The 25,606-nt window shown below is 42.6% G+C and carries 19 protein-coding genes; all 19 read left to right on the forward strand.

The features are described 5' to 3' along the window. Nucleotides 1-597 (forward strand): hypothetical protein (locus tag ABNS49_RS10415; RefSeq protein ID WP_348688180.1); only part of this gene is annotated, 597 nt, incomplete at its 5' end. 27 nt (nucleotides 598-624) lie between these two features. Then, complete coding sequence (locus ABNS49_RS10420; RefSeq protein ID WP_135979418.1) at nucleotides 625-1,422, forward strand: glycosyltransferase; 798 nt, start codon at nucleotides 625-627, stop codon at nucleotides 1,420-1,422. Further along, nucleotides 1,410-2,117, forward strand: coding sequence for a glycosyltransferase family 2 protein (locus ABNS49_RS10425; protein WP_135979417.1), 708 nt, complete (start codon nucleotides 1,410-1,412; stop codon nucleotides 2,115-2,117). Before ABNS49_RS10420 ends, ABNS49_RS10425 begins: the two co-directional genes overlap by 13 nt. Next, nucleotides 2,114-3,097, forward strand: a complete 984-nt coding sequence (locus ABNS49_RS10430; RefSeq protein ID WP_168353514.1) for a glycosyltransferase — start codon at nucleotides 2,114-2,116, stop codon at nucleotides 3,095-3,097. Before ABNS49_RS10425 ends, ABNS49_RS10430 begins: the two co-directional genes overlap by 4 nt. After that, the gene (locus ABNS49_RS10435; protein WP_289108488.1) at nucleotides 3,098-4,270 is read left to right on the forward strand and encodes a MerR family transcriptional regulator; all 1,173 of its coding nucleotides are present in this window, start codon (nucleotides 3,098-3,100) and stop codon (nucleotides 4,268-4,270) included. Nucleotides 4,271-4,338: 68 nt separating this feature from the next. Further along, complete coding sequence (gene rfbA, locus ABNS49_RS10440) at nucleotides 4,339-5,217, forward strand: glucose-1-phosphate thymidylyltransferase RfbA (RefSeq protein ID WP_135979414.1); 879 nt, start codon at nucleotides 4,339-4,341, stop codon at nucleotides 5,215-5,217. A 12-nt stretch (nucleotides 5,218-5,229) separates the two neighbouring features. Next, nucleotides 5,230-5,805, forward strand: coding sequence for a dTDP-4-dehydrorhamnose 3,5-epimerase (gene rfbC / locus ABNS49_RS10445; protein ID WP_135979413.1), 576 nt, complete (start codon nucleotides 5,230-5,232; stop codon nucleotides 5,803-5,805). Continuing rightward, on the forward strand, nucleotides 5,805-7,910 hold the full coding sequence (locus ABNS49_RS10450; protein ID WP_135979412.1) for a hypothetical protein: 2,106 nt from the start codon (nucleotides 5,805-5,807) through the stop codon (nucleotides 7,908-7,910). The genes rfbC and ABNS49_RS10450 overlap by 1 nt, the downstream gene beginning before the upstream one ends. 14 nt (nucleotides 7,911-7,924) lie before the next feature. After that, on the forward strand, nucleotides 7,925-8,851 hold the full coding sequence (locus ABNS49_RS10455) for a glycosyltransferase family 2 protein (protein ID WP_135979411.1): 927 nt from the start codon (nucleotides 7,925-7,927) through the stop codon (nucleotides 8,849-8,851). Beyond that, entirely contained in the window at nucleotides 8,848-9,231 is a 384-nt protein-coding gene (locus ABNS49_RS10460; RefSeq protein ID WP_135979410.1) for a GtrA family protein, read from the forward strand. The genes ABNS49_RS10455 and ABNS49_RS10460 overlap by 4 nt, the downstream gene beginning before the upstream one ends. 1 nt (nucleotide 9,232) lies before the next feature. Next, nucleotides 9,233-10,924, forward strand: coding sequence for a hypothetical protein (locus ABNS49_RS10465; protein WP_135979409.1), 1,692 nt, complete (start codon nucleotides 9,233-9,235; stop codon nucleotides 10,922-10,924). After that, the gene (gene rfbB, locus ABNS49_RS10470) at nucleotides 10,921-11,955 is read left to right on the forward strand and encodes a dTDP-glucose 4,6-dehydratase (RefSeq protein ID WP_135979408.1); all 1,035 of its coding nucleotides are present in this window, start codon (nucleotides 10,921-10,923) and stop codon (nucleotides 11,953-11,955) included. Before ABNS49_RS10465 ends, rfbB begins: the two co-directional genes overlap by 4 nt. Next, the gene (rfbD, locus tag ABNS49_RS10475) at nucleotides 11,955-12,812 is read left to right on the forward strand and encodes a dTDP-4-dehydrorhamnose reductase (protein WP_135979407.1); all 858 of its coding nucleotides are present in this window, start codon (nucleotides 11,955-11,957) and stop codon (nucleotides 12,810-12,812) included. The genes rfbB and rfbD overlap by 1 nt, the downstream gene beginning before the upstream one ends. A 315-nt stretch (nucleotides 12,813-13,127) precedes the next feature. Beyond that, a complete protein-coding gene (locus ABNS49_RS10480) occupies nucleotides 13,128-15,869 on the forward strand; it encodes an RICIN domain-containing protein (protein ID WP_168353513.1) in 2,742 nt (913 codons plus the stop codon). 15 nt (nucleotides 15,870-15,884) lie between these two features. Continuing rightward, nucleotides 15,885-18,179 (forward strand): RICIN domain-containing protein, encoded by a 2,295-nt coding sequence (locus tag ABNS49_RS10485; protein ID WP_135979405.1) that lies wholly within the window; start codon nucleotides 15,885-15,887, stop codon nucleotides 18,177-18,179. A 24-nt stretch (nucleotides 18,180-18,203) separates the two neighbouring features. Continuing rightward, entirely contained in the window at nucleotides 18,204-19,895 is a 1,692-nt protein-coding gene (locus ABNS49_RS10490) for an RICIN domain-containing protein (protein WP_348688181.1), read from the forward strand. Nucleotides 19,896-19,936: 41 nt separating this feature from the next. Continuing rightward, nucleotides 19,937-21,094: an RICIN domain-containing protein gene (locus ABNS49_RS10495; protein ID WP_348688182.1), complete on the forward strand. Its 1,158-nt coding sequence runs from the start codon at nucleotides 19,937-19,939 to the stop codon at nucleotides 21,092-21,094. 103 nt (nucleotides 21,095-21,197) lie between these two features. Next, nucleotides 21,198-23,420: a phage tail tip lysozyme gene (locus ABNS49_RS10500; protein WP_135979403.1), complete on the forward strand. Its 2,223-nt coding sequence runs from the start codon at nucleotides 21,198-21,200 to the stop codon at nucleotides 23,418-23,420. Between the two features lie 105 nt (nucleotides 23,421-23,525). Continuing rightward, nucleotides 23,526-25,529 (forward strand): LTA synthase family protein, encoded by a 2,004-nt coding sequence (locus ABNS49_RS10505; RefSeq protein WP_348688183.1) that lies wholly within the window; start codon nucleotides 23,526-23,528, stop codon nucleotides 25,527-25,529. Nucleotides 25,530-25,606: the final 77 nt, after the last annotated feature.

Consider the following 25,606-nt stretch of genomic DNA (forward strand, 5'->3'; position numbering starts at 1 on the left):
AAATTTAAAACGCTGTATTGGGCGCGTCCGGAGCTGCCATGCTCGTTTGCGGATTTGATTAGCGAAGAGGAAGTCCATTTTGTGTATTTGGGTTCCATTAACAACATTATCGACATTGATTTTATTGTGGATTTCCTGACCCATTGCAACCAATACAAGCCTTCCTTTTTGCATATTATCGGCGAGGGCGAATCCAAAGCGGTGCTGGTGCAGAAACTGGAGGAAGCGCATGTGCCTGTGATCGACCATAAAAAGGTGTTTGAACAGGAAAAGAAACAAGCTATTTTCGATCAATGCAATTACGCCCTCAACATTATGAAAGAAAGCGTTGTGGTGGGATTGACGATGAAATCGCTCGACTACTGGTGTGGCGGGGTGCCGATTATCAATACGATTCCAGCCGATACCGCGCGGCTGGTGGAAGAGTTTCAAATCGGCTTCAACATCGACCGCGAAAACTTGGACGCGGTGGCGCAGCGGGTTTGTAGCACGCCATTGTCCGAGCAGTTCGAACAGCGGGAAAACTGCCGCAAGGTTTATCAGGAGTTCTTTCGGGGCGGCTCGTTTGCGAATACATTAAAAAGCACAGGATTGTGACAGGGACAGGAGTGTGAAAGTGACAATATGATTCCCATATATGCGATTTTAGTCGATTACAATAAACCATTGGAAACTTCGCCTTCGTATCAGGCGTTGACCCGGCAGAAGGATATCGTTACGATTGTTTGCGACAATAGCACAAAGCCGACGATTGACCAGAAGAAAGTGCAAAACGACGGAAACGTCTATTTGTCCATGCATGGCAATCGCGGGCTTTCCAAAGCGTACAACCGGGCGCTGGATTTCATTCAGGAGGAAAATCCGGTCATGGAAGGTTTCGTGATGTTGTTTGACGACGACACGACGATTCCCGATGACTATTTTTCCTGCGTTCGAAAAGCGATCCGGGAAAACAACGCGGATATTTATTTGCCGTTGATTACGGACGGGCATCCGGAGCAAGGGTATTTGTCCCCTTCGCTGATGCAAGATGTGTATTTGCATCGCGCCAAAGAGCCATGGAAACTTTCCAATGAAGAAATTTGCGGCATTAATAGCGGTATGGTCATTCGTTTGTCTTTATTTTCAGATTACCGGTACAACGAGGACTTGTTTTTGGATCATGTGGATCATGATTTTATTCGCTCGATGCGAAAAAGAAACGCGCGAATCCAAATTTTAGACACCTTGCTCCAGCAAACGTTTTCCGCGTATGAAACCGATGGAAAAAAAGCCTTGAAACGTTTTCATGTGTTTAAAAGAGACATTCATGAATTTTATAAGGGCTCGTTTAAGGAACGGCTGTATTGCGAGTATGTCATTTTGCGCCACAAAGCGAGTATTTTCCGGCATACGAAAGATTGGAACATATGGCTTCAGTAAAAGAAAGCGTTTCGGTCGCGATGGCGGCGTATAACGGGGAAAAATATATTCAGGCGCAAATCCAGTCCATTCTTTCACAGCTTGGACCCGAGGATGAGATCGTGATTTCCGTGGATCCTTCAAACGATCGTACGATTGAGCGCATCGAGGCGTTTGGCGACCAGAGAATTCGATGGATTTCCGGTCCGGGAAAAGGATTGATTAAAAACTTTGAAAACGCGATTCGGCAAACGAAAAACGACATCGTTTTTCTATGTGACCAAGACGACTTGTGGGATCCTAAAAAAGTAGAGCATGTTTGCGCGGCAATGCAGGATGCCGATTTGGTCCTGCATGATTGCGAAGTGACGGACGCTTCGCTTCATGTCCTTCATCCTTCTTTTTTCCAGATCCATCCCCCGACGGCGAGTTTCAGGAAAAATATTTTAAAAAACTCGTTTATGGGATGCTGTATGGCGTTTCGAAAGCGGTTGAAAAAAGAGATTTTGCCTTTTCCCGACGATTTGCCGATGCACGATCAATGGATTGGACTTGTCGCGTTAAAAAAAGGAAAGGTCAAGATTTTGGATCGGCCGCTTCTTTCGTATCGACGCCATCAGGAAAACGAATCGAGTATGGATCACGCTTCCGTGTTACAAATGCTGGCGTGGCGGGTCCATTTATTGAAAGCGCTGTGGAAAAGAGGGATACTATGATTTCAGTCGCGATGACGACGTACAATGGCGAGATGTTTGTGTTGGAGCAAATTCATTCGATTTTTCATCAAAGCCGGCCCGTGGACGAGCTGATCGTCGTGGATGACCATTCGCAAGATCAGACGATTCCAATGATTCTCCATGTCAAACAAGAGCATCCGGACTGGAATATCAAAGTATATGTGAATACGAATAATTTAGGATATAAGCGCAATTTTGAAAAAGCGATTGCGCTGGCGAACGGCGACTACATTTTCTTGAGCGATCAGGACGATGTATGGCATGAAGGGAAAGTGGAAGCCATGATGAAAATCATGGAAGGCAACGCGGATATTCAAGTTCTCGCTTCCAGCTTTGACTTGATTGACCAGGAAGGAAATCCATTGCGGATCGAGGAAGATCCGAATCGTTCGAATCATAACTTTTTATTGAAGAAGGTTGAAAAAGACTCGCTTACGCCGATGACGCTGGAGGAATTCGCGTATCATAATTATTTTCAAGGGTGCGCGCTAGTGATGACAAAAAAAATCCGAAAACTGTTTTTGGACCATTTTACCGATTTGATTCCGCATGACTGGCTGATCAATATGCTGGCGGCCAAAGAAAACGGAATGGTGTATTACGACCATCCGTTGTTTGCGTATCGCATTCACGCGCAAAATACGATTGGAATGGCTGGCGAAGTGGAAAAAGGCGCGAGGGCGAAATGGAACCGGATGAACGATTTGAAGGTCCGCTGCCAGTTCGCGAAGGAAAGAGTGGAGTCGCTGACCGCTTTGGAACAAATCGCGCCTGAGTTTTTTCAGTCGCATAAAGAATACGTAGGAATGCGTGATTTTTGTAAAGATCATTGCGCGTACTTAGAAAAAAAGCAGTTTTGGAAACTGCTGCTTCAAAACGGGGATCCGAACTATAAAAAACTAAAGCCATGGAAGGCAAGGCTTTATGATTTGGTGTTTGCGCTCGGAAAGGGAAAATAAATGGAATACTTCACCACGGGACAATTCGCGAAACTAGCCAATGTAAGCGAGCGGACCTTGCGCTATTACGATAAGATTGGGTTATTGAAACCTTCTAAAATCAAGAAAAATGGATATAGAAATTATTCGAAGGACGATTTGTTCCGCCTTCAAAAAATCATATTACTTAAAAAGCTCGGGTTTCCTTTGGAAGAGATTACGATTATGCTGGTGGAAAATGACGAAGGATGGGTTGACACGCTTCGAATGCAAGTGAATTTGGTCGACCAAAAAATTCGATATTTTTCCTCTTTGAAAGAAACTTTGAAAAAAGCCATTGAAATTGTGGCGGATGAAGGCATGTCCTTAAAAAAAACGGTCGACTTATTAAATCTTTTATCAAGCGATGAAGAAATCGTGGAACAGTATCGAAACGCGACAAATTTGCGGGTGCGAATCCAGCTTCATCATTTATATTCGACCAATCCTGTTGAGTGGTTTTCCTGGCTGCGACAGAAAATCGACTTTTCAAAAATCAACCGCCTTCTGGAACTTGGATGCGGAAACGGGGACTTGTGGATCGGAAACGCGGTGGATCTTCGAAATCGGGAAATTTTTCTTTCGGATCTTTCGGAAGGGATGCTGGAAGACGCGAAGTCGCGGTTAAGCGACGAGTACTCGTTTATGCAAATGGATGCGCAAAACATTCCGTTTAAAAAGGATTTTTTCGACGCGGTGGTCGCCAATCATCTTTTATTTTATTTATCCGATCTTCCCCTAGGTCTTTCTGAAATCACAAGAGTTTTAAAAAAAAGTGGCGTTTTTTATGCCAGCACATACGGAAAGAGCCATATGAAGGAAATCAACGAGCTGGCGCAGGAGTTCGATTCCCGGATTCGTTTGTCGACAACGTTTCTTCCGGAACAGTTTGGAAAGGAAAACGGGAAAGAGATCTTATCTCGCTATTTTGACGATGTGGAGCGCTTTGATTACACCGACACATTGGTTATTGATCAGGCAAAACCAGTCGTTGACTATATCGTGAGCTGTCATGGGAATCAAAACGAGATTTTGAGTGGAAGACTGCATGAGTTTTATGAATTTGTGAGAACAAAAATCGAAAATCAAGGTTCAATCACAGTGACAAAAGAGGCCTGTTTGTTTATCGCGCAAAATAAAAAATCAATAAAATGAATAGAATAAGTTGACCCTTACGTTACGTAAGGGTTTATATTTATACTTGAATAAAAGGAGATCTTACGATGAAAGGTATTATTTTGGCCGGAGGTTCCGGAACACGCTTATATCCTTTGACGAAAGTGACGAGTAAACAGTTGCTTCCGATTTACGATAAACCGATGATTTACTACCCGATGTCGATTTTAATGCAGGCTGGTATCAAAGATATTTTGATCATCTCCACACCGGAGGACACGCCGCGCTTTGAAGAGCTGTTAGGGGACGGACACCAGTTTGGCGTCAATCTTTCCTACAAGGTGCAGCCTTCGCCGGATGGTCTGGCCCAGGCGTTTATTTTGGGCGAGGAGTTTATTGGGGACGACAGCGTCGCGATGATTTTGGGCGATAATATTTTCAATGGGCATGGTTTGGCGAAACGGCTACGCGCGGCGGCTGAAAACGAGAAAGGCGCGACAGTGTTTGGCTACTATGTTGAAGACCCGGAACGTTTTGGCGTCGTGGAGTTTGACGACAACGGCAAGGCGGTTTCCCTGGAGGAAAAACCGGCACAGCCAAAATCGAATTACGCGGTGACGGGTTTGTATTTTTACGACAACAAAGTTGTGGACTACGCGAAAAATCTAAAGCCAAGCGCGCGCGGCGAACTGGAAATTACCGATTTGAATAAGATTTATTTGAACAACGGCGAGTTGAACGTAACGCTGCTGGGGGATGGATTCACCTGGCTCGACACGGGAACGCATGAATCGCTTGTGGACGCCACCAACTTTGTGAAGACGCTGGAAGAGCACCAGCACCGAAAGATCGCGTGTCTGGAGGAAATCGCGTACGACAATGGCTGGATCGACTTGGATCAGTTGCGAAAAACGTACGAGATCTATAAGAAAAACCAGTATGGCGCGTATTTGAAAAAAATCATGGATCGCAAGTATATTAAGTAGGAGGAAGAAAAGATGAAAGTCACAGAAACGAAAATTCCCGGCGTATTGATCATCGACACGGACGTGTTTGGGGATCATCGCGGATATTTTACAGAAACGTATTCCAAGCCAAAATACGAGAAGATGGGAATCGACGTTGAATTTGTACAAGACAACATGTCTTTTAGCGCGCAGGAAGGCACGCTGCGCGGTTTGCATTGGCAAAATCCACCTTACGCGCAATCGAAGCTTGTATCGTGCACGAAAGGACGGGTCATTGACGTGGCTGTCGACATTCGAAAAGGAAGCCCGACGTTTGGCCAGTGGGTGAGTGTGGAGCTTTCCGAGGACAACCATCGCCAGTTCTTTATTCCGCAAGGTTTCGCGCATGGCTTTTTGACATTGACCCCAAATGTCGAGTTCCGTTACAAGGTGGACAATGTGTACAACAAGGAATCGGAAGGCGGCATGCGCTACGACGATCCAACGGTGAATGTGGATTGGGGCACGTTGCTGGAAGGCTTGGAGCCTGTGTTGAGTGAGAAAGACGAGAACGGCCCTGCATTGGAAGAATCGGATAATCGGTTTGTGTATGGAGTGAATAGTTAATGAGTCTTATATATAAACATCGCAAGGAATTGGATGTTATATTAGGAGATTTAGGAATACTAATTATTACCTATATTGTCTTTAACTATTTAGAAAATTCAAAACTGATTTTATTCATTGGACCGTTTTTGATTTTAATTAATACTTTAAGGATTTGGTTTGAAAAAGAAATAAAAACCGTTTTAGATTTTATTATTAAATATCGATATGTGATAGCTTTACTCGTTTTTATTATTTGCGTTAGTGTGAAACTCAATGGATCCTCTATCGGGGTTTATGATACGATTTTTGGAAAAGAAGATCCGAACGTTATGACGGAAATATTTGGAAAGGGGCGGCCTATTCGCGGAGACGAATTCAATGTTCAGGTGCCATATTTCTTTTCGCAAACATATAATGATTTTAAATTAAATTCTAATTATATGTCACTTTCAGGCCAAAACATGATTATCGGGTACAATAGTCCTGTTATAGGACTTACACTCTTAGGAAAACCAGATATATGGGGATATATTTTATTTGGAAATGAAATAGGACTTTCATGGTATTGGTGTTCAAGAATTATTTTATTCCTTCTTGTTGGATATGAGCTATTTCATATTTTAACTAGGAATAAATATCTTTCTTGTTTTGCCTCTATCTGTTTGGTGTTTAGTCCGGCCTTGCAGTGGTGGTTTGCTCCACACATGTATCAGGTTTTCTTTTGGGCCAGCACCTTGTTTGTGGTTGGATATTATTTCTTTATGGGACAAAAAAGATGGCAAAAAATTTTATTTACTATTTTGTCAATCTGCTCTTTGATTGGATTTGTCATCTCTATTTTTCCTTCATTGCAAGTGCCAACCGGATTGATCATGCTGTCTTTGTTGATATGTTGTTTAATACAAAATAAAGAGAGCTTCGTATGGAAGAAAAGTGATTTTATTCGAGTTGGAGTGGTGATTTTAGGCGCTGGAATTGTGCTGGGACAATTTCTTATTCAAGCGAAAGACGCCATTGGATTGTTAAACAATACGGTATATCCCGGAAAGCGGATAAGTGTAGGGGGAGACTATTTCTTGGCTAACTTATTTACGGATCCGACGATGATATTGAATCCATTTGTTGCGCCGTCAAGGTTGAATCAATGTGAAATTAGCTGTTTTAATCATTTTGGAATCTTATTTATGATTTATTACCCTTATTTATGGTATATCAATAAGAAAACGGAAAATTCCCGACGAATGATTATTGGAAATTGCTTATTTGTGATATTGGTTATTGAAATCCTCTTTATGCTCATTGGATTCCCGGAGTGGTTAGCGAAGATAACTTTATTTTCGTATATGAACCGGATGACATTAGTATATGGATTTACCGCACTTTTATTTTCTTTTTGGTCTATGGAGGCGATTTGGGAAAGCCGAAAAAAAGTTCGTTGGCAATTTGGGCTTTTAGCGGCTTTAATATATACCTTGTTGTATTTGAAGGGTTATTTAAATTATCTAGATGCTTCATTTCTAGAAAAAACAGGGATGTGGTTTTACTATTTTGTTCCACTTGTGCTGGGGGGAAGCGCATTTTTGGTGTTTACTAAATTTAGAAGATTATTTTTTCCCATTTTTGGAAGCTGGATTATTTTATCGGGAATGTTTGTTAATCCAATCGTAATTGGTGCGCAATCCATTTCGAATCATACTTTGATAACGAAAGCCATTGAAATTCGTGAGGAAGATCCGGAAGCTTATTGGTTAACTACGAATTCATTGCATACTCAGGAATTGCTTTTGGCGAATGGAGTAAAGGTATTGAATGCAGTTAATTTTTATCCTGATATGGAAAAATGGGAGCTGATAGATCCATCGCAAGAAAATGAAGATTTTTATAACCGGTATTTGCATATGTTGATTGTATTGACGGGAGATCCAACTTCTTATGTGCAGTCGACACCGGATTCGATTGTATTAAATCTAAATGTAGAAGATTTAAAAAAGTGGAATGTTAAATATTTAGTATCAAATCCACAAGCTTCTGTTGAGGAACTATTAAACACGAATGGGATTTCAACCAGGAAATTGTATACGGATGATGCGTCAAATGAGGAAATCATAGAGTTGATTTATTAAGGCGAGGTATTAAAATGACGAATGAAAATAAAAAAATCGCAGTGCTTCTTCCTTGTTATAACGAAGCACTTACGGTAGAAAAAGTAATCAAAGATTATAAAGAGGCATTTCCTACAGCCGACATTTATGTCTACGACAACAATTCTACCGATGGAACAGGAGAGATCGCCAGAAAAGCCGGCGCGATCGTGAAAAAAGAGTATTCTCAAGGAAAGGGAAATGTTATTCGGGCGATGTTTAAGGACATCGACGCCGATTGCTATATTATGGCCGACGGGGACGACACGAATCCGCCCGTGCCGGAAATGGCGGATATGATTTTGCGTGGAGAAGCGGAAATGGTCATTGGGGACCGGTTGTCCAGTACATACTTTACCGAAAATAAGCGGCTCTTCCATAATACGGGAAACCGAATGGTTCGCGGATTGATCAATACGTTGTTCGATGTGCATGTGACCGATATTATGACGGGAAGCCGGGCGTTTAGTTACACATTTGTGAAAACGTTCCCGGTTTTATCCAAAGGCTTTGAAATCGAAACCGAAATGACGATTCATGCAGCCGCGCACAATCTTCGAATGGTCGAGGTGCCGACCAATTACCGCGATCGTCCGGAAGGCAGCGAATCGAAGCTGAACACGTATAGCGATGGCGCGAAAGTATTGGGAACGATCGCCCGTCTGTTTAAAGAATACAAGCCCATGGCCTTTTTTGGTCTGTTTGCCTTGATCTTTTTGATTATCTCGATTTGCATGTTCATTCCTGTATTCAATGAATACTTTGCGACAGGATTGGTTCCAAGATTCCCGACACTGATCGTGGCAGGCTTTTTATTAATCATCGCGTTGTTGCTGTTTATGAGCGGACTGATCCTGGAAGTTATTGTAAAGAAAAATAGACAGATTTTTGAAATGTTCTATATAAGGACAAAGAGAAAATGAAAAAGCTGATTGAACAAATTTTTCGATTTGGCATTGTCGGGGTTTTGGCGTTCATCATTGATTATGGACTTATGGTTTTTTGCACCGAAGTTCTAGGTATCTACTACTTATGGTCCTCGCTGATCTCATTTACTGTTTCCGTCATCTTCAACTATGTAATGAGTGTAAAATGGGTGTTCAATGTCGACAACGGAAAAACGCAAACCCAAAATCTTATTTTCTTTGTGACGTTTAGTATCATTGGATTGGGAATCAACCAGCTGATCATGTGGCTTGGTGTGGATAAAATACAAATCAGCTATTTGATTGTGAAGCTGTTTGCGACAGCGGTCGTTATGGTCTTCAATTACGTTACCCGAAAGTGGTATTTTGAAAAGTAATATGAGAAAAATAGATATTTCGAAGTTAATTCCTTGGGTATTATTGGTTTTGTTATTAATATTTCGAGTTTGGCTTGGAGAAAAAGTTGGGAATCAATTTTATGCCAGTCAAGTTTATGATGATCAACTTTTGATTCGATATGCCTATCTGCCGTCCCATTTTTTTGAACCGAATATTGATTCCTTATTAAAAACAATGAGTTATCCTTTATTTCTGAGTTTTGTAAAAGTAAGTGGACTTTCATATACTTTTGTTTTAAGTTGTGTATGGTGTTGTACGGCACTGTATTTCGGATCTGTTTTTTATCGAATATCTGATAAAAATAAGATAATTGGGTGGGTATCCTTTGCGTATATATTATTCTTTCCAACTGCGTTTGAATTATGGCAAGGAACTCGATTATATCGAAATGCAATTATAGCTCCATTTGTTATTATGCTTTTTTCTTATTTGCTTATAATTACATGGAAAAACATAAAAAGCAAAATAAGTTATTTGGATATAATTATTTCCATTATATTTGGAGTGCTATTTTCTTTTACATATTATATTAAGGAAGATGGATTGTGGATATTAGCGTGTCTACTCTTTGCGATTTTAGTAAATACGATTATAGAAATCATAAAATTTGTAAAAAATAGAAGAGGAAAACGGTTCACCATGATTCTTTTAACTATCTGGATACCGATTTTTGTTTTTATCGGGATAACCGGAATATATAAATGTGTGAACAATTATTATTTTGGCGTTTCGGAAGTTGAGACTCGAAATGGTGGAAATCTGGGTGAATTTGTATCTCTTATTTATAAAATTGAGTCTACTGATCGGAATAATGTAGTGTGGGCACCAAAGGATGCCGTAGATAAAGCATGGAATGCTTCTCCTACTTTACAGAAGATGCCCGATTTATACGAATCGATTACCCATACGCCTTGGTATAGCCAAGATATTGAAAAGCATCCTATTCAAGGAGATTTTTTAACTTGGGTATTGCGAACCGCATTGAATGATACAGGTCGCTGGACAAATGAAAGAGAAGTAGACGCGCTATTTAACAAAGTGAATGAGGAAATAAAAGATGCATTTGATAAAGGAGAGCTTCAAAAAGATTCAAGAATTCAATTGCTATCTTCTGCCGGAGGAAAGTCTATCCAAGAAATATTAAATTTGAATCCTTTGATAGTTCAGGAGTATATTGGGGCAGTTCAGTTAAATGGTTATGAATCAGGAGCAGGAGCGGTGGCTGAAGTAGAGCCTCGAGAAATAGCAGAAGCAGGAAGAAATTTAACTCATATCTCTTATTTAACCGATTATTCAAAGAAAGAAATAAGCGGAGTGGTGATAGGGTTCATAAATATAGTATTTATGGTATATTCGATTATAAATACACTTCTGTTTATTTCTGTAATGCTTGGTATAATTTTGTTTTTGATAATATTAGTCAAGCAAATTAAGGAAAAGTCGATAGGGACAGTAAATGTTTTTTTAGGATTAGGTTGTCTTATTTTTCTTGGAATAAGTTTTGCTTATGCGTTCGCTATTGCGTGGTTTTCAGATTTTCTATTTGTTGCTGGCATACAACCGTTGACTCTCAATTTTTATTCAATAGGGTTACCGGCAATCTTATCGTTTAGTTATTTTACAAATTTGGTAAATGTATATTTTTGGTTTAAAAGGAGGAAAACTATATGAAAATTTTAGTAACTGGTGGCGCCGGATTTATCGGCGGAAATTTCGTACATTATATGGTCAACAAGTATCCGGAAGATGAAATCATCAATTTGGATGCGTTGACATACGCCGGTAATTTGGAAACCTGTAAACCGGTGGAAGACAAGCCAAACTACAAGTTTATTAAAGGAGACATCGCGGACCGGGATTTCATTTTCGACTTGTTTGAAAAAGAAAAACCGGATGTGGTTGTCAACTTCGCGGCTGAAAGCCACGTAGACCGCTCCATTGATGATCCGGAGATTTTTGTCCGCACAAACGTGATTGGAACAACAACCTTGCTGGACGCCTGTGTGAAATATGGCATCAAGCGCTACCATCAGGTTTCCACCGATGAAGTGTATGGCGACCTTCCTTTGGATCGCCCGGACTTGTTCTTTACGGAGAGCACGCCATTGCATACGAGCTCGCCATACTCTTCGGCCAAGGCGGCGGCTGATTTGTTCGTGCAGGCTTACCATAGAACATATGGTCTTCCAGTGACGATTTCCCGTTGCTCGAACAACTATGGTCCGTACCATTTCCCGGAAAAACTGATTCCGCTGATCATTTCTCGCGCGTTGAACGATGAGAAAATTCCGGTTTACGGAACGGGTGAAAACGTGCGGGACTGGCTGCATGTGTACGACCACTGCGTCGCCATCGACTTGATTATCCGAAAAGGAAAAGATGGGGAAGTGTACAATGTGGGCGGACACAACGAACGGACAAATCTGGAAGTTGTAAAAACGGTTTTGAAAGCGTTGAATAAACCGGAAAGCCTGATTACTTACGTGTCGGACCGGAAAGGCCACGATATGCGTTACGCGATCGACCCGACGAAACTGGAAACCGAGCTTGGATGGAAGCCAAAATACACGTTTGACACGGGAATCCCGCAAACGATCCAATGGTATTTGGACAACAAGGAATGGTGGGAAAATATCATTTCCGGCGACTATCAAAACTACTTCCAGGAAATGTATGTGAATAAAGGAAGAGTGGACGAATAATGAAAATTTTAGTAACAGGCGTCAAGGGACAACTTGGCTTTGACGTCGTCAATGAAGCCGAAAAGCGCGGAATCGAAGCGGTTGGTGTGGACATTGATGAAATGGACGTCACCAACAAGGAACAAGTGGAACAAGTTATCAAAGCCGGAAACTACGACGCGGTTGTGCATTGCGCGGCGTGGACGGCTGTCGACAAGGGAGAAGAGCCGGAACTCTTTGAAAAAGTGCGGGCAGTCAACGCGTTGGGAACAAAATACATCAACGACGTATGCAAAGAGCTGGATATTCCAATTATGTATTTCTCGACCGATTACGTATTCAATGGAGAAGGGGAAACGCCTTGGAACGAATACGATGAATTTGAGCCTTTGAATGTGTACGGCATTACGAAAGGCGAAGGGGAGAAGTACGTTATCGAAAATCCAAAGCACTTCATTATTCGCATTGCCTGGGTCTTTGGCAAAAACGGCAACAACTTCATTAAGACGATGTTGCGGTTAGGTAAAGAGCGCGGCGCCGTCAGCGTAGTCAACGATCAAATCGGATTGCCGACCTACACGTATGATTTGGCTCGACTCGTTGTGGATATGATTGAAACGGAAGAGTATGGAACATACCACGCCACCAATTCGGGCGACTTTATTTCCTGGTACGACTTTGCCAAGGAAATCTTCAAGCAAGCCGGCATGGATGTGGAAGTGACTCCGGTGGATTCGAGTCAGTTTCCAGCCAAGGCGAAACGTCCGCACAATTCGAGAATGAATCAAACGGAATTGGACAAACATGGCTTTACCCGTCTTCCGGATTGGAAAGATGCGTTGAATCGTTATTTGAAGGTCATCGAAGTCATTGAATAGATGAAAAAAGGTGTTGAGAAAATGAAATATTCATTTTGATCGACGCCTTTTTATTATGGAATAAAATTAAGTTTTTCTTTATAAAACACATTATGATACCATAATTTTCGATAAATCGTTGTAATATCACATATTTTTTATTGAAATATTTGTATAAAGGTTATACCATAGAATCATTAAGGATATGATTACAAAGAGGAAATTAGGATGAGAAAAAAAGATTATTCACTTTTAATTGCCGCTTTCATTGGGCTAAGCAGTGGTTGGGCTGTGTTGAATCAGGATGTTTTCGCGACGGAAGAGGAGCCCGTTTCAATGCCAAGTATAGAAGAGGGGGCTTCCGACTTGGCTACTGAAAACGAAACGGCGGATGAAATCACTACAGAGGATGATTTTAGCGACGGAGAAATTGATCAAACGGTACCAAACGAAGAGGAAGGAAAGGAACTGGATCAAGGTCAGGACGATTCGATTGATTTGGATATAACGGATTCCAATCAAAATCATGAATTCGAAAAAAAAGAAGAAATCGTGCCGGTAGAGAAAATCGAAGAGACTCCAGTTGTCCAGAAGACGGAAACCGTGGCGATGCAAGCGGCTCCAAAAAAAGCAGTCGCGCCAGCTCCGGCGGCTTTGAAAGCGGCCTCTCTAAACGGTTGGAACAACAACAAGTATTATGTGAACAATGTCATGGCGATTGGAGAAACAAAAATCGGAAACGACCTCCATTTATTTGATAACGATGGAAATCCTTTGAATGGATTTATTCAATATGGAGAGAAAACGTATTATTGCGAGTCTTTGGGAAAAGTAAAAACCGGAACTTTCCAAGTGGGAAACCAGAAGTTTACCGCATCCTCCACGGGGGAGATCATAAAATCCGATTTTGACAAGATCCCGTATTATAACCAGTACGACGCGCGCTGGAAAAATATCGTTATTGGTTCAAGCACGCTTGGAAACGCGGGTTGCGCGGTCATGACCGCCACGACAATCGTCAATTATTTCAATCAAACGAATTACTCTCCGGTGGATATGGGAAAACAGTTGTACCAGGCCGGTTATTTCAATAATGGAATGATAGGTTCCACCAACGATATGTGGCAATGGGTAGCCAATAAATACAATTTGACTTGGAAGGGAAATCTGGACGCCAATGGAATCAAAGAGTCGTTGCTTGGCGGAAATATCGTGGCGGTTCGTGTGAAGCAAAGCCGCTGGTGCACGCCGGACAGCAGCCATCAAATTTATCTTACAGGATATCAGGATGGAAAAGTCCGGGTTTACGATCCATACAATACGGATCAAATGGGATATTTTACTTTGCAGGAAGTCATGAACGCGCAATCGCCATACGATGAGGATACGCGGGCCGGCGGACCGTTTGTCGCGTTAGGAAAGAAAATCATTCAAACAATCGAAAGCTCGTTTAACCGCTATGGAACGGTCGTGATTGGCGACCAGGCCTATACAGGAAAACAAATTACGGCGAAACCGGTCGTTGGATTGTATCAAAATGGCGCGTATATCGAGCTGAAGGAAGGAAAGGATTACACGGTTTCTTTCAAAAACAACGTCAACGCCGGACAGGCGAGTGTCACCGTGACCGGAAAAGGTTTGTATAAGGGCGCGATTTCAAAAGGCTTTTATATCGTCAACAACACGATCGCCAACGCGACGTATACCTTAGCTTCCAAAGGAAATGGATCGCTTGTTTTGGATATTCCTTCCGCATCGAAGTCGACGGGAGCAGCGCTTCAGATTTATACGAGCAATGGCACAATGGCCCAGCAATTTCAAATTGAAAAACAAGCGAATGGATATTATACGATTCGAAATAAAAATTCCGGTTTGTATTTAACATCCTCTTCGGATTGGCGAAAGATACACAATGGATTGGGTGTCACACAGCAGAACTTTAAAAATGATAAATCCAGCTTGTGGATGATTCGCTCCACAGCGAATGGATATGTGATTTCTTCCGCCTGGGATTCGAACTATGTCCTGGATGTGCAAAGCGCGGTGTTTAAAAACGGTTCCAAAATTCAACTGTACGCTGGCAACGGAACGAAAGCGCAAGCTTGGAATTTAAACAATTTGGATCAAAAAGCCCAATCCATCAACGATCTTGCGGCGGCAAATGTAAAAACGATTGCGGATGGTTTTTACACGATTGCCTCCCGAATCAATGGAAATAAAGTCGTCGATGTGGCGGGCGCAAGCGGCGCGAATGGCGCGAACGTGCAAATCTATACGAAAAACGGTACGCAGGCGCAGATTTTCCAAGTGTCGCACGTCAATAACTTTTTAAAGATCACAAATGTCGCTTCCGGAAAAGTTCTAGATGTCAATGCCGGAATCGGGAAAAGCGGAACCAATGTCCAGCAATACGCATGGAATGGAAGCAAAGCGCAATTGTGGATCGCCATCAGCACGACGGATGGAATCAAGCTTGTTTCGGCGCTTGATCAAAATCTCGTACTGGATTTAAATGCCGCGGCAACCTATGATGGCAACAACATTGGCATTTACGCAAGCAACAATACGAAAGCGCAGCGATGGACATTTCAGAAAGCGGAAGATCCACGCGCGACGTTGAATTCCATGGCGGCGAAAAGTAAAAGTTTAGTCGCTGCCGGAGTATATGAAATTCATTCCATGGTTAATGGAAATTATAACCTGGATGTGACAGGAGCGAATAAAAGCAATGGCGCGAATGTGCAGCTTTACTCTGATAACGACACCAACGCGCAACGTTGGAAAGTCTCATTCGACGCGCAAGGGTACGCGCAAATCCAAAATATCAATTCTGGCAAGTATTTGAGCGTGGCGAACGCCAAGGCGCAAAGTGGTGAAAATATCATTCAGTCGAGCGGAACGTCGTATGCGCAAAAGTGGGTTTTCCAGCAATTAAACGGAGCGATTCAAATCGTTTCGGCGATGCATAAAGATTACGTGTTGGATCTTTCCGGCGCGCACTCGGTCAATGGACGAAATATCCAGCTTTACGCGAACAATGGTTCGAAAGCTCAGCAATGGAAATTTGTGAAAGTATAGGAGGAAGGAAAACCTATGAATAATAAGAAAAAAACAATTCGGAAACTCGCGGTTGTCAGTGGATTTGGGATTGGGATGATAACGGTGGCTGGCTCCGCAATCTACGCATGCGAGGAGGAGACAGATCCAGTTCTTGTATCGGATGCTTCTGTTGAAATCGCAAGCGAAAAGATGGCAGGCGATCCAGGCGACAAGGTGCCAGATCAGAGCGAGAAGGAAACGCCGGCTGAAACTGTTTCGTCTTTGGAAGACCAAAGTGCTGAACCATCGAACGAGTCGCCGGATCCTGAACAAGAAACGGAAGATTTCAGGGTTGATGAATCCATTTTATGGGAAGTGCCTGAAAATAACGATTCAGAAAACTCAACGGTCGACTTAAAGACTGGAGCGATGGGTGGTCCGATTCTTGAAAATGGAAATTATCAGATTTTCAGTTCATTGAATCCGGATAAAAGCATAGATGTAGCCGGGGGAGCGAAGTACAACGGCGGAAATGTGCAAATTTACGATAACAACGAGTCAAACGCGCAAATTTGGAAACTCGAATACAATAACGCCGATGGATTTTACTCCATTCAAAATATCGGATCTGGAAAGTATTTGGATGTCACGGGGGCGAAGGTGGCCAATGGATCAAATATTCAGCAGTATACCGGGAATGGCACGAAAGCTCAAAAATGGCAACTCGTGCAAACCAATGCGGGATACAAGATCGTATCCGCTTTGAATAACGCGTATGTGATCGATTTAGCGGGCGCCAACACCAGCAATGGCGCGAACATTCAACTTTATCAAAACAACAACACGAAAGCGCAAAGCTGGGTATTCTGGAAAGTCATTGATCAAATCGCATATCTTGATCAGTTGGCTTCGCAAAATAAAAACGTTTTAAAAGATGGTTCTTATACGATTCGAAATGTTGGTACCGGAAAGTACATGAATGTCAATCAAAGCTCATCGGGCGCCAATGTCAATCTTGTATCCAGCGCGAATCAGGATTCTCAAAAATGGCAAGTTCAACATGACGGAAAAGGATACGTTACTTTGATCAACCTTTCTTCAGGAAAAGTATTGGATGTGACGGGCGCTTCGTCGACGAATGGCACAAATGTCCAGCAATACGCGGGAAATGGAACGCGTGCGCAAAAGTGGGTTGCTGTTAAAAATGGCGAGGCGTATCATTTGGTTTCGGCGCTTACTTCGCGTGTCCGTTTGAACGCGAATGGATCGAACGTGGATATTGAGCTGAATAAAGGGACGAACGCGGTGCAGGCGTGGATCTTTGCGTCAACTTTATCGACCAGGGACACGGTAAACCAGGTCGCAGCCAGCAATAAAGGTTCGATTTCGGATGGCTTTTATGAAATCCAATCCGGAATCAATTCAAAATTTGTGCTCGATGTCGCGGCCGCTGTCACCGAGGTGGGAACGAATGTTCAATTGTATTCCGCGAATGGGACAAATGCCCAAAAATACAAAATCGTAACAGACGGGCTAGGGTATTCCACAATCATGAATGTTCACTCTAAAAAATATTTAGGTGTCGCGAGTGGAGCGAGAAATGGTTCGAACTTGCAGTTGAGCGATCATTTGGCGGACCAGTGGAACGAAAAGTGGATTTTTGGCAAGAATAGCGACGGAACATATAGAATTATGTCGGCTTTGAATACCGCGTTTGTGATTGATGTATTGAGTGGCATTGGAGCCAACGGGCAAAATGTGCAAATTTATCAGTCCAATGGAACGAACGCGCAAAAATTCAAGCTGGTGAAACAAAATATGACCGATCAATCCACTCAATTTTCAAATTCCAATTTGGCATATAAGTGGGTTCCCGCTCACACGAACAATTATACGGTAGGAAGAGAGGGCTGCTTGATCACGAACATAACGATTCACCATATGGATGGAAGAGCGACAGCGGAATCGTGCGGCGGTGTATTCCAAAATCCAAACCGAGAGACTTCGGCGCATTACGGAATTGGTTATAACGGGGAAATCTGTCAATATGTCGCGGAAAAGGATACGGCCTGGGCGAACGCGAACTGGGAAAGCAATAAACATTCGGTAACGATTGAAAACTCGGACTGGACTTTGGCGCCGGAATACAAGATTACCGATGCGACTTTAAATTCATTGATTCGACTGGTCGCCGACATTGCGTCAAGAAATCATCTAGGCAAGCTGATTTACGGGCAGAATATCAACGTCCATGGGGATGTGGCCGCTACAAGTTGCCCGGGACCATATATCCGTCAAAAGCTTTCACAAATTATTGCTTCATCAAATAAACTGAATGGATTCTTTTAAAAAGGGAAAGCAAGAAAGGAAAATATGAACAAGAAACACCAAATCATTTTATCGGCTTTAATGCTTGGGATTGGCTCAGGCTGGGCCGCATTAAATCAAAATATCTTTGCGAATGAGGATAATGTCGTTCCGGAAGTGATTGAAAACGAAGAGTCGGGAAATGCGATTCAGGAGAATGGGGAGTCGACTCCAGCGGCTGAATCGGAAGAAGAGATGCTTTCCGCAAAAAAAGAATCGGAAGAGGAAATAGATTCTTCGTTGAGTCAAAGCGATTTCCAAGTCAATCAAGGAAACGAGGAAGATAAGAAAAAAGAAAATTTCCAAACGATTCAGGATAACGAAGAAAACGAAAATGAACAAGAAGATCAAAAAGATCTGGATTCTTCTGTAAAATTAGAGGAAACGCAGGAGAAAGGTTTTGATACGCTGGAAACTGTAAAAGAAGAAGCCGCGCCAATGAAGATGACCCTGTCCAGACAAAACGCGCCAAAAGCGAATTTAAATGGCTGGGTGGGCAATAAATATTACGTGAATAATGAGATTTCTAAAGGGGAAGTACTCATTGGAGGAGATACCCATTTATTCAACAACGACGGCAATCCACTGACTGGATTCATGTACTATAATAACCGCTATATTTACTGTGACAGCCAGGGAAAGGTTTTAAAAGGAACACATCAGGTTGGAAATATGAGTTTTACGGCCGATCAGACTGGTAATATTTACGCGACTTCACTCAATAACGTTCCTTACTACAATCAAACAGATGGTCGGTGGGGCAATTTGACTTACAATGGAAAATCTATGAGTTCGACGGGTTGCGTTGTCATGACCGCGACAGCAATCGTGAATTATTTTACGGGAAGTTCCTATTCTCCGGTGGATATGGGAAATATTCTTTACGCGGCAGGTTATTACAATCCGGGTGGCGTGGATGGAACCGTGTCGTCAGCCTGGCGATATATCGCAAATCGCTTTGGATTGACATACCAAAATAATTTGACAAGATCCGAGGCGGAAAAAGCGTTAAAAGAAGGGAAAATCGTCGCGAGCGCTGTGGGGTATAGTCGCTGGTGCCCATATGTAGGCATTACTCATGAAATTTATTTGACAGGGTACAATCAAGGCAACACACAGGTTTATGATCCGCTCCACTCTTACCAAAGCGGACAGGCCTCGCTTTCCTCGGTGTTCTCGGTTTTGTCCGGCGCGTGGGAAGACATCCAGGATGGCGGTCCGGTTTTTGCGCTTGGACGTGGAACGATCCCGACATTGAACACGAATTTTTCCAGCAATGGAACCATCGTGATTGGAGATCAGGCATATACCGGAAAGGCAATCACCACGAAACCGATTGTGGGGTTTTATCAAAATGGCCGCTATATTCAGTTGAGCGAAGGAAAAGACTATTTCTTGTCGTATGCCAACAATGTCAATCCTGGGCAGGCGACGGTCACGGTCACTGGAAAAGGAATGTATAAAGGCGTGATTAAAAAAGCTTTCCATATTGTGAATCAAGCGATTTCTGATTCTACGTACACTATTAAATCGGCGGGGAACCAAAATCTAGTGCTGGATATAAACGCGGCAAGCAAAAATCCGGGTGTGACGGTTCAGTTGTATGGAAACAATGGAACGGCCGCGCAGCAATATAAGATCCAAAAACATTCGAATGGATATTACACGATTCAAAATGTCAATTCCGGGTGTACCTGACTACAGCTTCGGATTGGAGGAGTGTTCATGACGGACTGGCGGTGACGCAGCAAAAATTAAGAAACGATTTGTCTTCTTACTGGATGCTTCGTTCAACGGCGAACGGATATGTGATTTCAACAGCTTGGGACAGCAAGTTTGTTTTGGATGTGCCGGCGGCTTCTTTTAGAAATGGAAACAAATTGCAGCTTTATACTGGAAACGGATCCAAAGCCCAATTATGGCGCTTAGAAGACTTAATCGCACCATTGAAAGAACTAGATGCGTTGGCCAGCAAAAACAAGGATGTGCTCAAAGATGGTCATTACAGAATTTCCACAGGTTTAAATAAAAACAAAGTCATAGACATCGCGGGCGCGGGAACAAGCAACGGAACCAATGTTCAAATCTATACCAACAACGATTCCAATGCGCAAATTTTTAAATTATCCCATGTGAATGGCGGTTATTTAAAAATTGAAAATATCAATTCGAGTAAAGTGCTAGATGTAGCCGGGGCCCGGAAAGCCAACGGAACGAATGTTTCGCAATATGGATGGAATGGAACAAGAGCGCAAATGTGGATTGCGGTGCAAATGGGAAATGGAATCAAGCTCGTTTCCGCGTTGGATAAAAACTTTGTGCTCGATTTGTCTGGTGCAGGCACGAGGGACATGACGAATATCCAGCTATACCAGTCGAACAATACTTTGGCACAAAGGTGGGTTTTCGAGCAAGTAGAAGATCCAAGAAACAAGTTAAATAAGTTGGCTTTTGAAAATAAAGACAGCCTCCAAAACGGAACATACGAAATTCATTCAAGTAAGGATCCATCTTATAATGTGGATGTCACAGCAGGCTCTAAATCCAAAGGGGCCAACGTTCAACTGTATGCGGACAATAATACAAATGCGCAACGATGGATCGTTGAACATGATCAAAACCACTATGTGAGCATTCGCAACGCAGGATCTAATTTATATTTAGGAATCATGGGAAATCAGGCGGTAAGTGGAATGAATGTGGCGCAGACGAGTCAAAGCGGTTACGCGACAAAATGGATCGTTCAGAAAGCGGGAAATGGAGTCAAGATCATTTCCGCTTTGAATCAGTCTCTTGTCCTGGATTTGAATGCGGGATATACCGTAAATAATCAAAATATTCAGATTTACCAAGATAATGGCTCCCTCGCTCAACGCTGGAATTTTATTAAAATTTAAAATCGAAATATCCTGGAAATATATGCCTATGGCATTGCTCCGGGATATTTTTTCATAGTATACTGATAGCACGAGGGTTTAAGAGAGAGATAGGAGAGCGTAAATGGTGAAAAAAAACAAGTTAAGAAATATTGCCGCCCTGAGTGGTGTAGGGATTGGTCTGGCCGTAACAGGGCAGGCCATTCTTGCGGAAGAATGCGAAAGTGAATCCATCCCCAATTCAATCGAAACTTCCCCTATGAATGAATTGGAAATGACAGAGGCGGTGTATGTGGATGAATCAAAAGAAGATTCCGCTGTTCCGGAAGTGAAAACCGTCGCGGAGGAATTACCGGTAAACGAGCTGGTCGAAGAAAAAGAAAGAGCAGAAGAAGCGGAATTGGAAGAACAGGAGCCTGTCTCGAATGTAAGCGGGATCTCTTTTGGCGCAGCCGGCGGGGAAAATGCGGCGATTTCTTCCGGCGTTTATACGATTTCATCCGCTGTTTCGACCGGTCAAGTATTGGATGTGAATGCCGGGGCAACCTATAACGGAGCCAATGTGCAAATTTATGAAAACAACGATTCGGGCGCGCAAATCTGGCGGGTCGATGTGGGTTCGGATGGCTATTATACGTTTACAAACATCCAATCCAACAAGGTGCTTGATGTAAACGCCGGTCAAGCTTTCAATGGCAACAATGTGCAACAATACGATTCGAACAATACAAAAGCGCAGAAATGGATCATTAAGAAGATGGATGTAGGGTATATGATCGCGTCAGCCCTAAATGGTTCGTATGTTTTGGATTTGGCAGGCGCCAATCCTCAAAATGGATCCAACATCCAGATTTATCAATCCAACAATACAAACGCTCAACGCTGGTTTTTTAATAAATACATCACAAAAGAGCAAACGATGGATGCGATGGCGGCGCTTAACAAAAACTTAGTCGCAAATGGACAGTATTATATTGTCAATTCGCAAACCGGTAAAGTTTTAAGTGTAGAGGGTCAATCGGTCAATAATCTAGCGAACGTTGATCTTGAAAAAAACTACCAGGCTTCTTCGCAAGTATGGGAAGTGAGCCATGACAGCAAAGGCTATGTCACATTTAAAAATATAGGATCGGGAAAAGTTCTCGATTTGGAGGCGGCGAATACGACGATTGGTTCCAATCTTCAACAATACGCGTCCAATGGAACGCGCGCTCAAAAATGGGTCATCCGGAAAAATGGTAGCAATTACGAAATCATTTCGGCGCTGGATCCGGAAAGATCTATAACCCAGTCGGACAACAACGTGCAAATCGGAAAGCTTCACGCGACCCAGATGGCGGAAAAATGGATCTTGAAGAAAGCGGAGGATTTGCGTACGCGCCTGGATGCGATTGCGAAGAAAAATTTAAATGTGATTGAGGATGGGGCATATGTGATTCGCTCAGCCTTGAATGAGAATATGGTTCTCGATATAGCGGGAGGATCCACGGCGAACAACGCTAATATCCAACTGTATGAATATAACCGGAGCAAGGCGCAGCAATTTGTGATCGTCAACGACGCAAAAGGCTATGTGACAATCAAAAATGTCGGTTCCGGGAAATTCATGGCAGTCGATGGAAAAGGATGGAATGCCGATAATGTGCTTCAAAGCGCGCAATCCAACGCCTGGAATCAAAAATGGATCATTATGCGGACAAACAACACATACCGCATCGTATCCGCTTTAAACGATTCGTTTGTTCTGGATATCACAGCCGCGTTGGCTGTCAATGGAAGTAATATTCAAATTTATGAGTCGAATGGAAGCAAAGCGCAGCAGTTTACATTCAGCTCGCTGCATAATGATGATTCCTTATGGATCAGTTCCAACAATTATTTGACGGTTTCCCAAATGGAAAACAACGCCGAGCTGGTTTGGAATTTCTTTAAAAGCTATGGCTGGACTCGAAACGCTGTTGCCGCTCTTTTAGGAAACATGCAAGGCGAATCCAACATCAACCCGGGATTATGGGAAAGCCGTCAGGAAGGAAACTTGAATTGTGGATTTGGTTTGGTTCAGTGGACCCCGGCGACGAATGTAATCAACTGGCTGGAAGGAAATGGATACGCCATCAACAGCGGATTTGGACAATGTGCCAGAATCATTTATGAATTGGAAAACCATATTCAATATTATGCGACGAACGCGTTTAATTTAAGTTTTTACGAATTTGCCCATTCTACTCAGACCCCGGAATATTTGGCAAAGGCTTTTATCTATAATTATGAGCGACCTTATAATTATGATCAGCCGCAACGGGAAGTGTATGCCCGTTATTGGTATAATCATCTAATGAAATTATAAAATGTGTAAAAAGCAAGAGTCGGGATTGTAAGATGCCGATTCTCTTTTTTTTCTTGTATATTTTCTTTTTTGTCGATAAACTCAATACAGCGAGGAGGGGTTTTCGTGTGGATCGCACTGATTATTGCGATATATTTACTATTTATTGTTCTTAATATTTTAAGTTACGCTCAATACTATTTGTCAACGAAATTGAGCGTAGGGGGATTTGCTCAAATTTTATATACCATGCAAAACAGTATGTCTGGTTCTGAAAATACGGTTTTGGATGCGGTGAAAGGCTTTTTCGAACACAACTGGCTGCTGCTTCTTTTAGGCACTCTGGTATTCGGGGGAATGATTTGGCTGTATCTTATGGATAAAAAAGGGAAAATTCAAACAAAGATCGAGCCAATGAAATTTACGAAAATTTTAAAAAGGGTATTGATTGGACTCGCATGTTTTACATTGCTTTTTGATGTGTTTTTAGGTGTAAAAATTTATGATTCTTTGGGCATTAAAGAGTATAACGAAAGTTTAAATAAGGAAAGCGATTTGTATGATAAATACTATGCGGACGCCCGCAAAACGAACATTGAATTTCCTGAAAAAAAGAGAAATCTGATTTACATTATTTGCGAGTCGATGGAATCCACGTATACAGACAAGAAAAATGGTGGTGGATTCCAGCAAAACTTGATTCCTGAACTGACAGCGCTCGCACAGGAAAATACTGATTTTACAAGCCAAGAAGATAGTCAGTTAAATGGCGGGTATACGCCTGGCAATACGACGTGGACGATTGCCGGAATCGCGGCCCAGTCGATGGGTGTTCCATTGAATATTGGCAACAATGATTACAATCGAAATTTTGAAGAGCAATCCAAATTTCTTCCTTCAGTAAAGGGACTAGGTGACATTTTAGAAGAAGAAGGCTATCAAAACTACTTTATGTGCGGATCCGATGGCGCGTTTGCGGGAAGAAAAAATTATTATCAGCAGCATGGTGATTATAAAGTTTTGGATTATTATAGCGCGATTGACGACGGGATCATCGACAAAGACTACTATGTCTGGTGGGGCTATGAAGACAATTACTTATTCAAGTATGCTGAAAAAGAACTGAGCACTTTGGCAAAGCAGTCCGAGCCGTTCAATTTTACCATGTTGACGGTGGATACGCATTTCCAAAACGGCTATAAATGCAAAGATTGTCCAGATACTTTCGACGAGCAGTATGAAAACGTAATTAATTGTTCGGACCGAAAAATTGCTGAATTTGTCAAATGGTGCCAAAAACAGGATTTTTACAAGGACACGACAATCGTGATTTCGGGAGATCATTTAAGTATGGATGGACTCGTTCCCGAATCCATTGACAAAGATTACCCGCGAAGGACATATTTTACTGTAATCAATGGTCCTGAATATTCCTTAAACAAAACAAGAGCGTATTCGACCATGGATATTTTTCCAACGATATTAGAGGCTCTGGGAGCAAAGATTGATGGCCATCGCTTAGGGCTTGGCACATCGCTCTATTCCGACATTCCAACTTTGATTGAAATTTTGGGATATGAGGAGCTGGATCAGCAAATGAGCTATAAATCCAAATTTTATGAGGATGTAATTCTAAGTGGAGATGAAGGAAAAATCCCGACCCCGACAGATGAAAAGGAAGAATCGGATTTCAAGGAAAATACACAACCCGTACAGGCTCCGACTGCGCAACAATATCAGGCGAATAAAGAGAGTTTTTCCAATACCGATTATATTTGGATTCCTTCGTATTCCGAGCCGGCAACGACTCCGGGAACCGGAGGAGAAATGACCGATCCGGGAACCGGAGGAGAAACGACCGACCCGGGAACTGGAGGAGGGACGACTGAACCAGGAACGGGAGGAGAAACGACCGATCCGGGAACTGGAGGAGGGACGACTGAACCAGGAACTGGAGGAGGAACGACCGACCCGGGAACTGGAGGAGGAACGACCGACCCGGGAACTGGAGGAGGAACGACTGAACCAGGAACTGGAGGAGAAACGACTGAACCAGGAACCGGAGGAGGAACGATTGATCCAGGAACTGGAGGAGGAACGATTGATCCGGGAGCGCCCGATTCCCAGTGATTTTCATTTGAAGGCAGGTTAAAAGCGACCTGCCTTTTCATAATTTTTACGTGAGAAGATAAAACCTGACGAGTATT

The organism is uncultured Dubosiella sp., from assembly GCF_964018005.1.
GTDB classification, from domain to species: Bacteria; Bacillota_I; Bacilli_A; order Erysipelotrichales; family Erysipelotrichaceae; genus Dubosiella; species Dubosiella muris.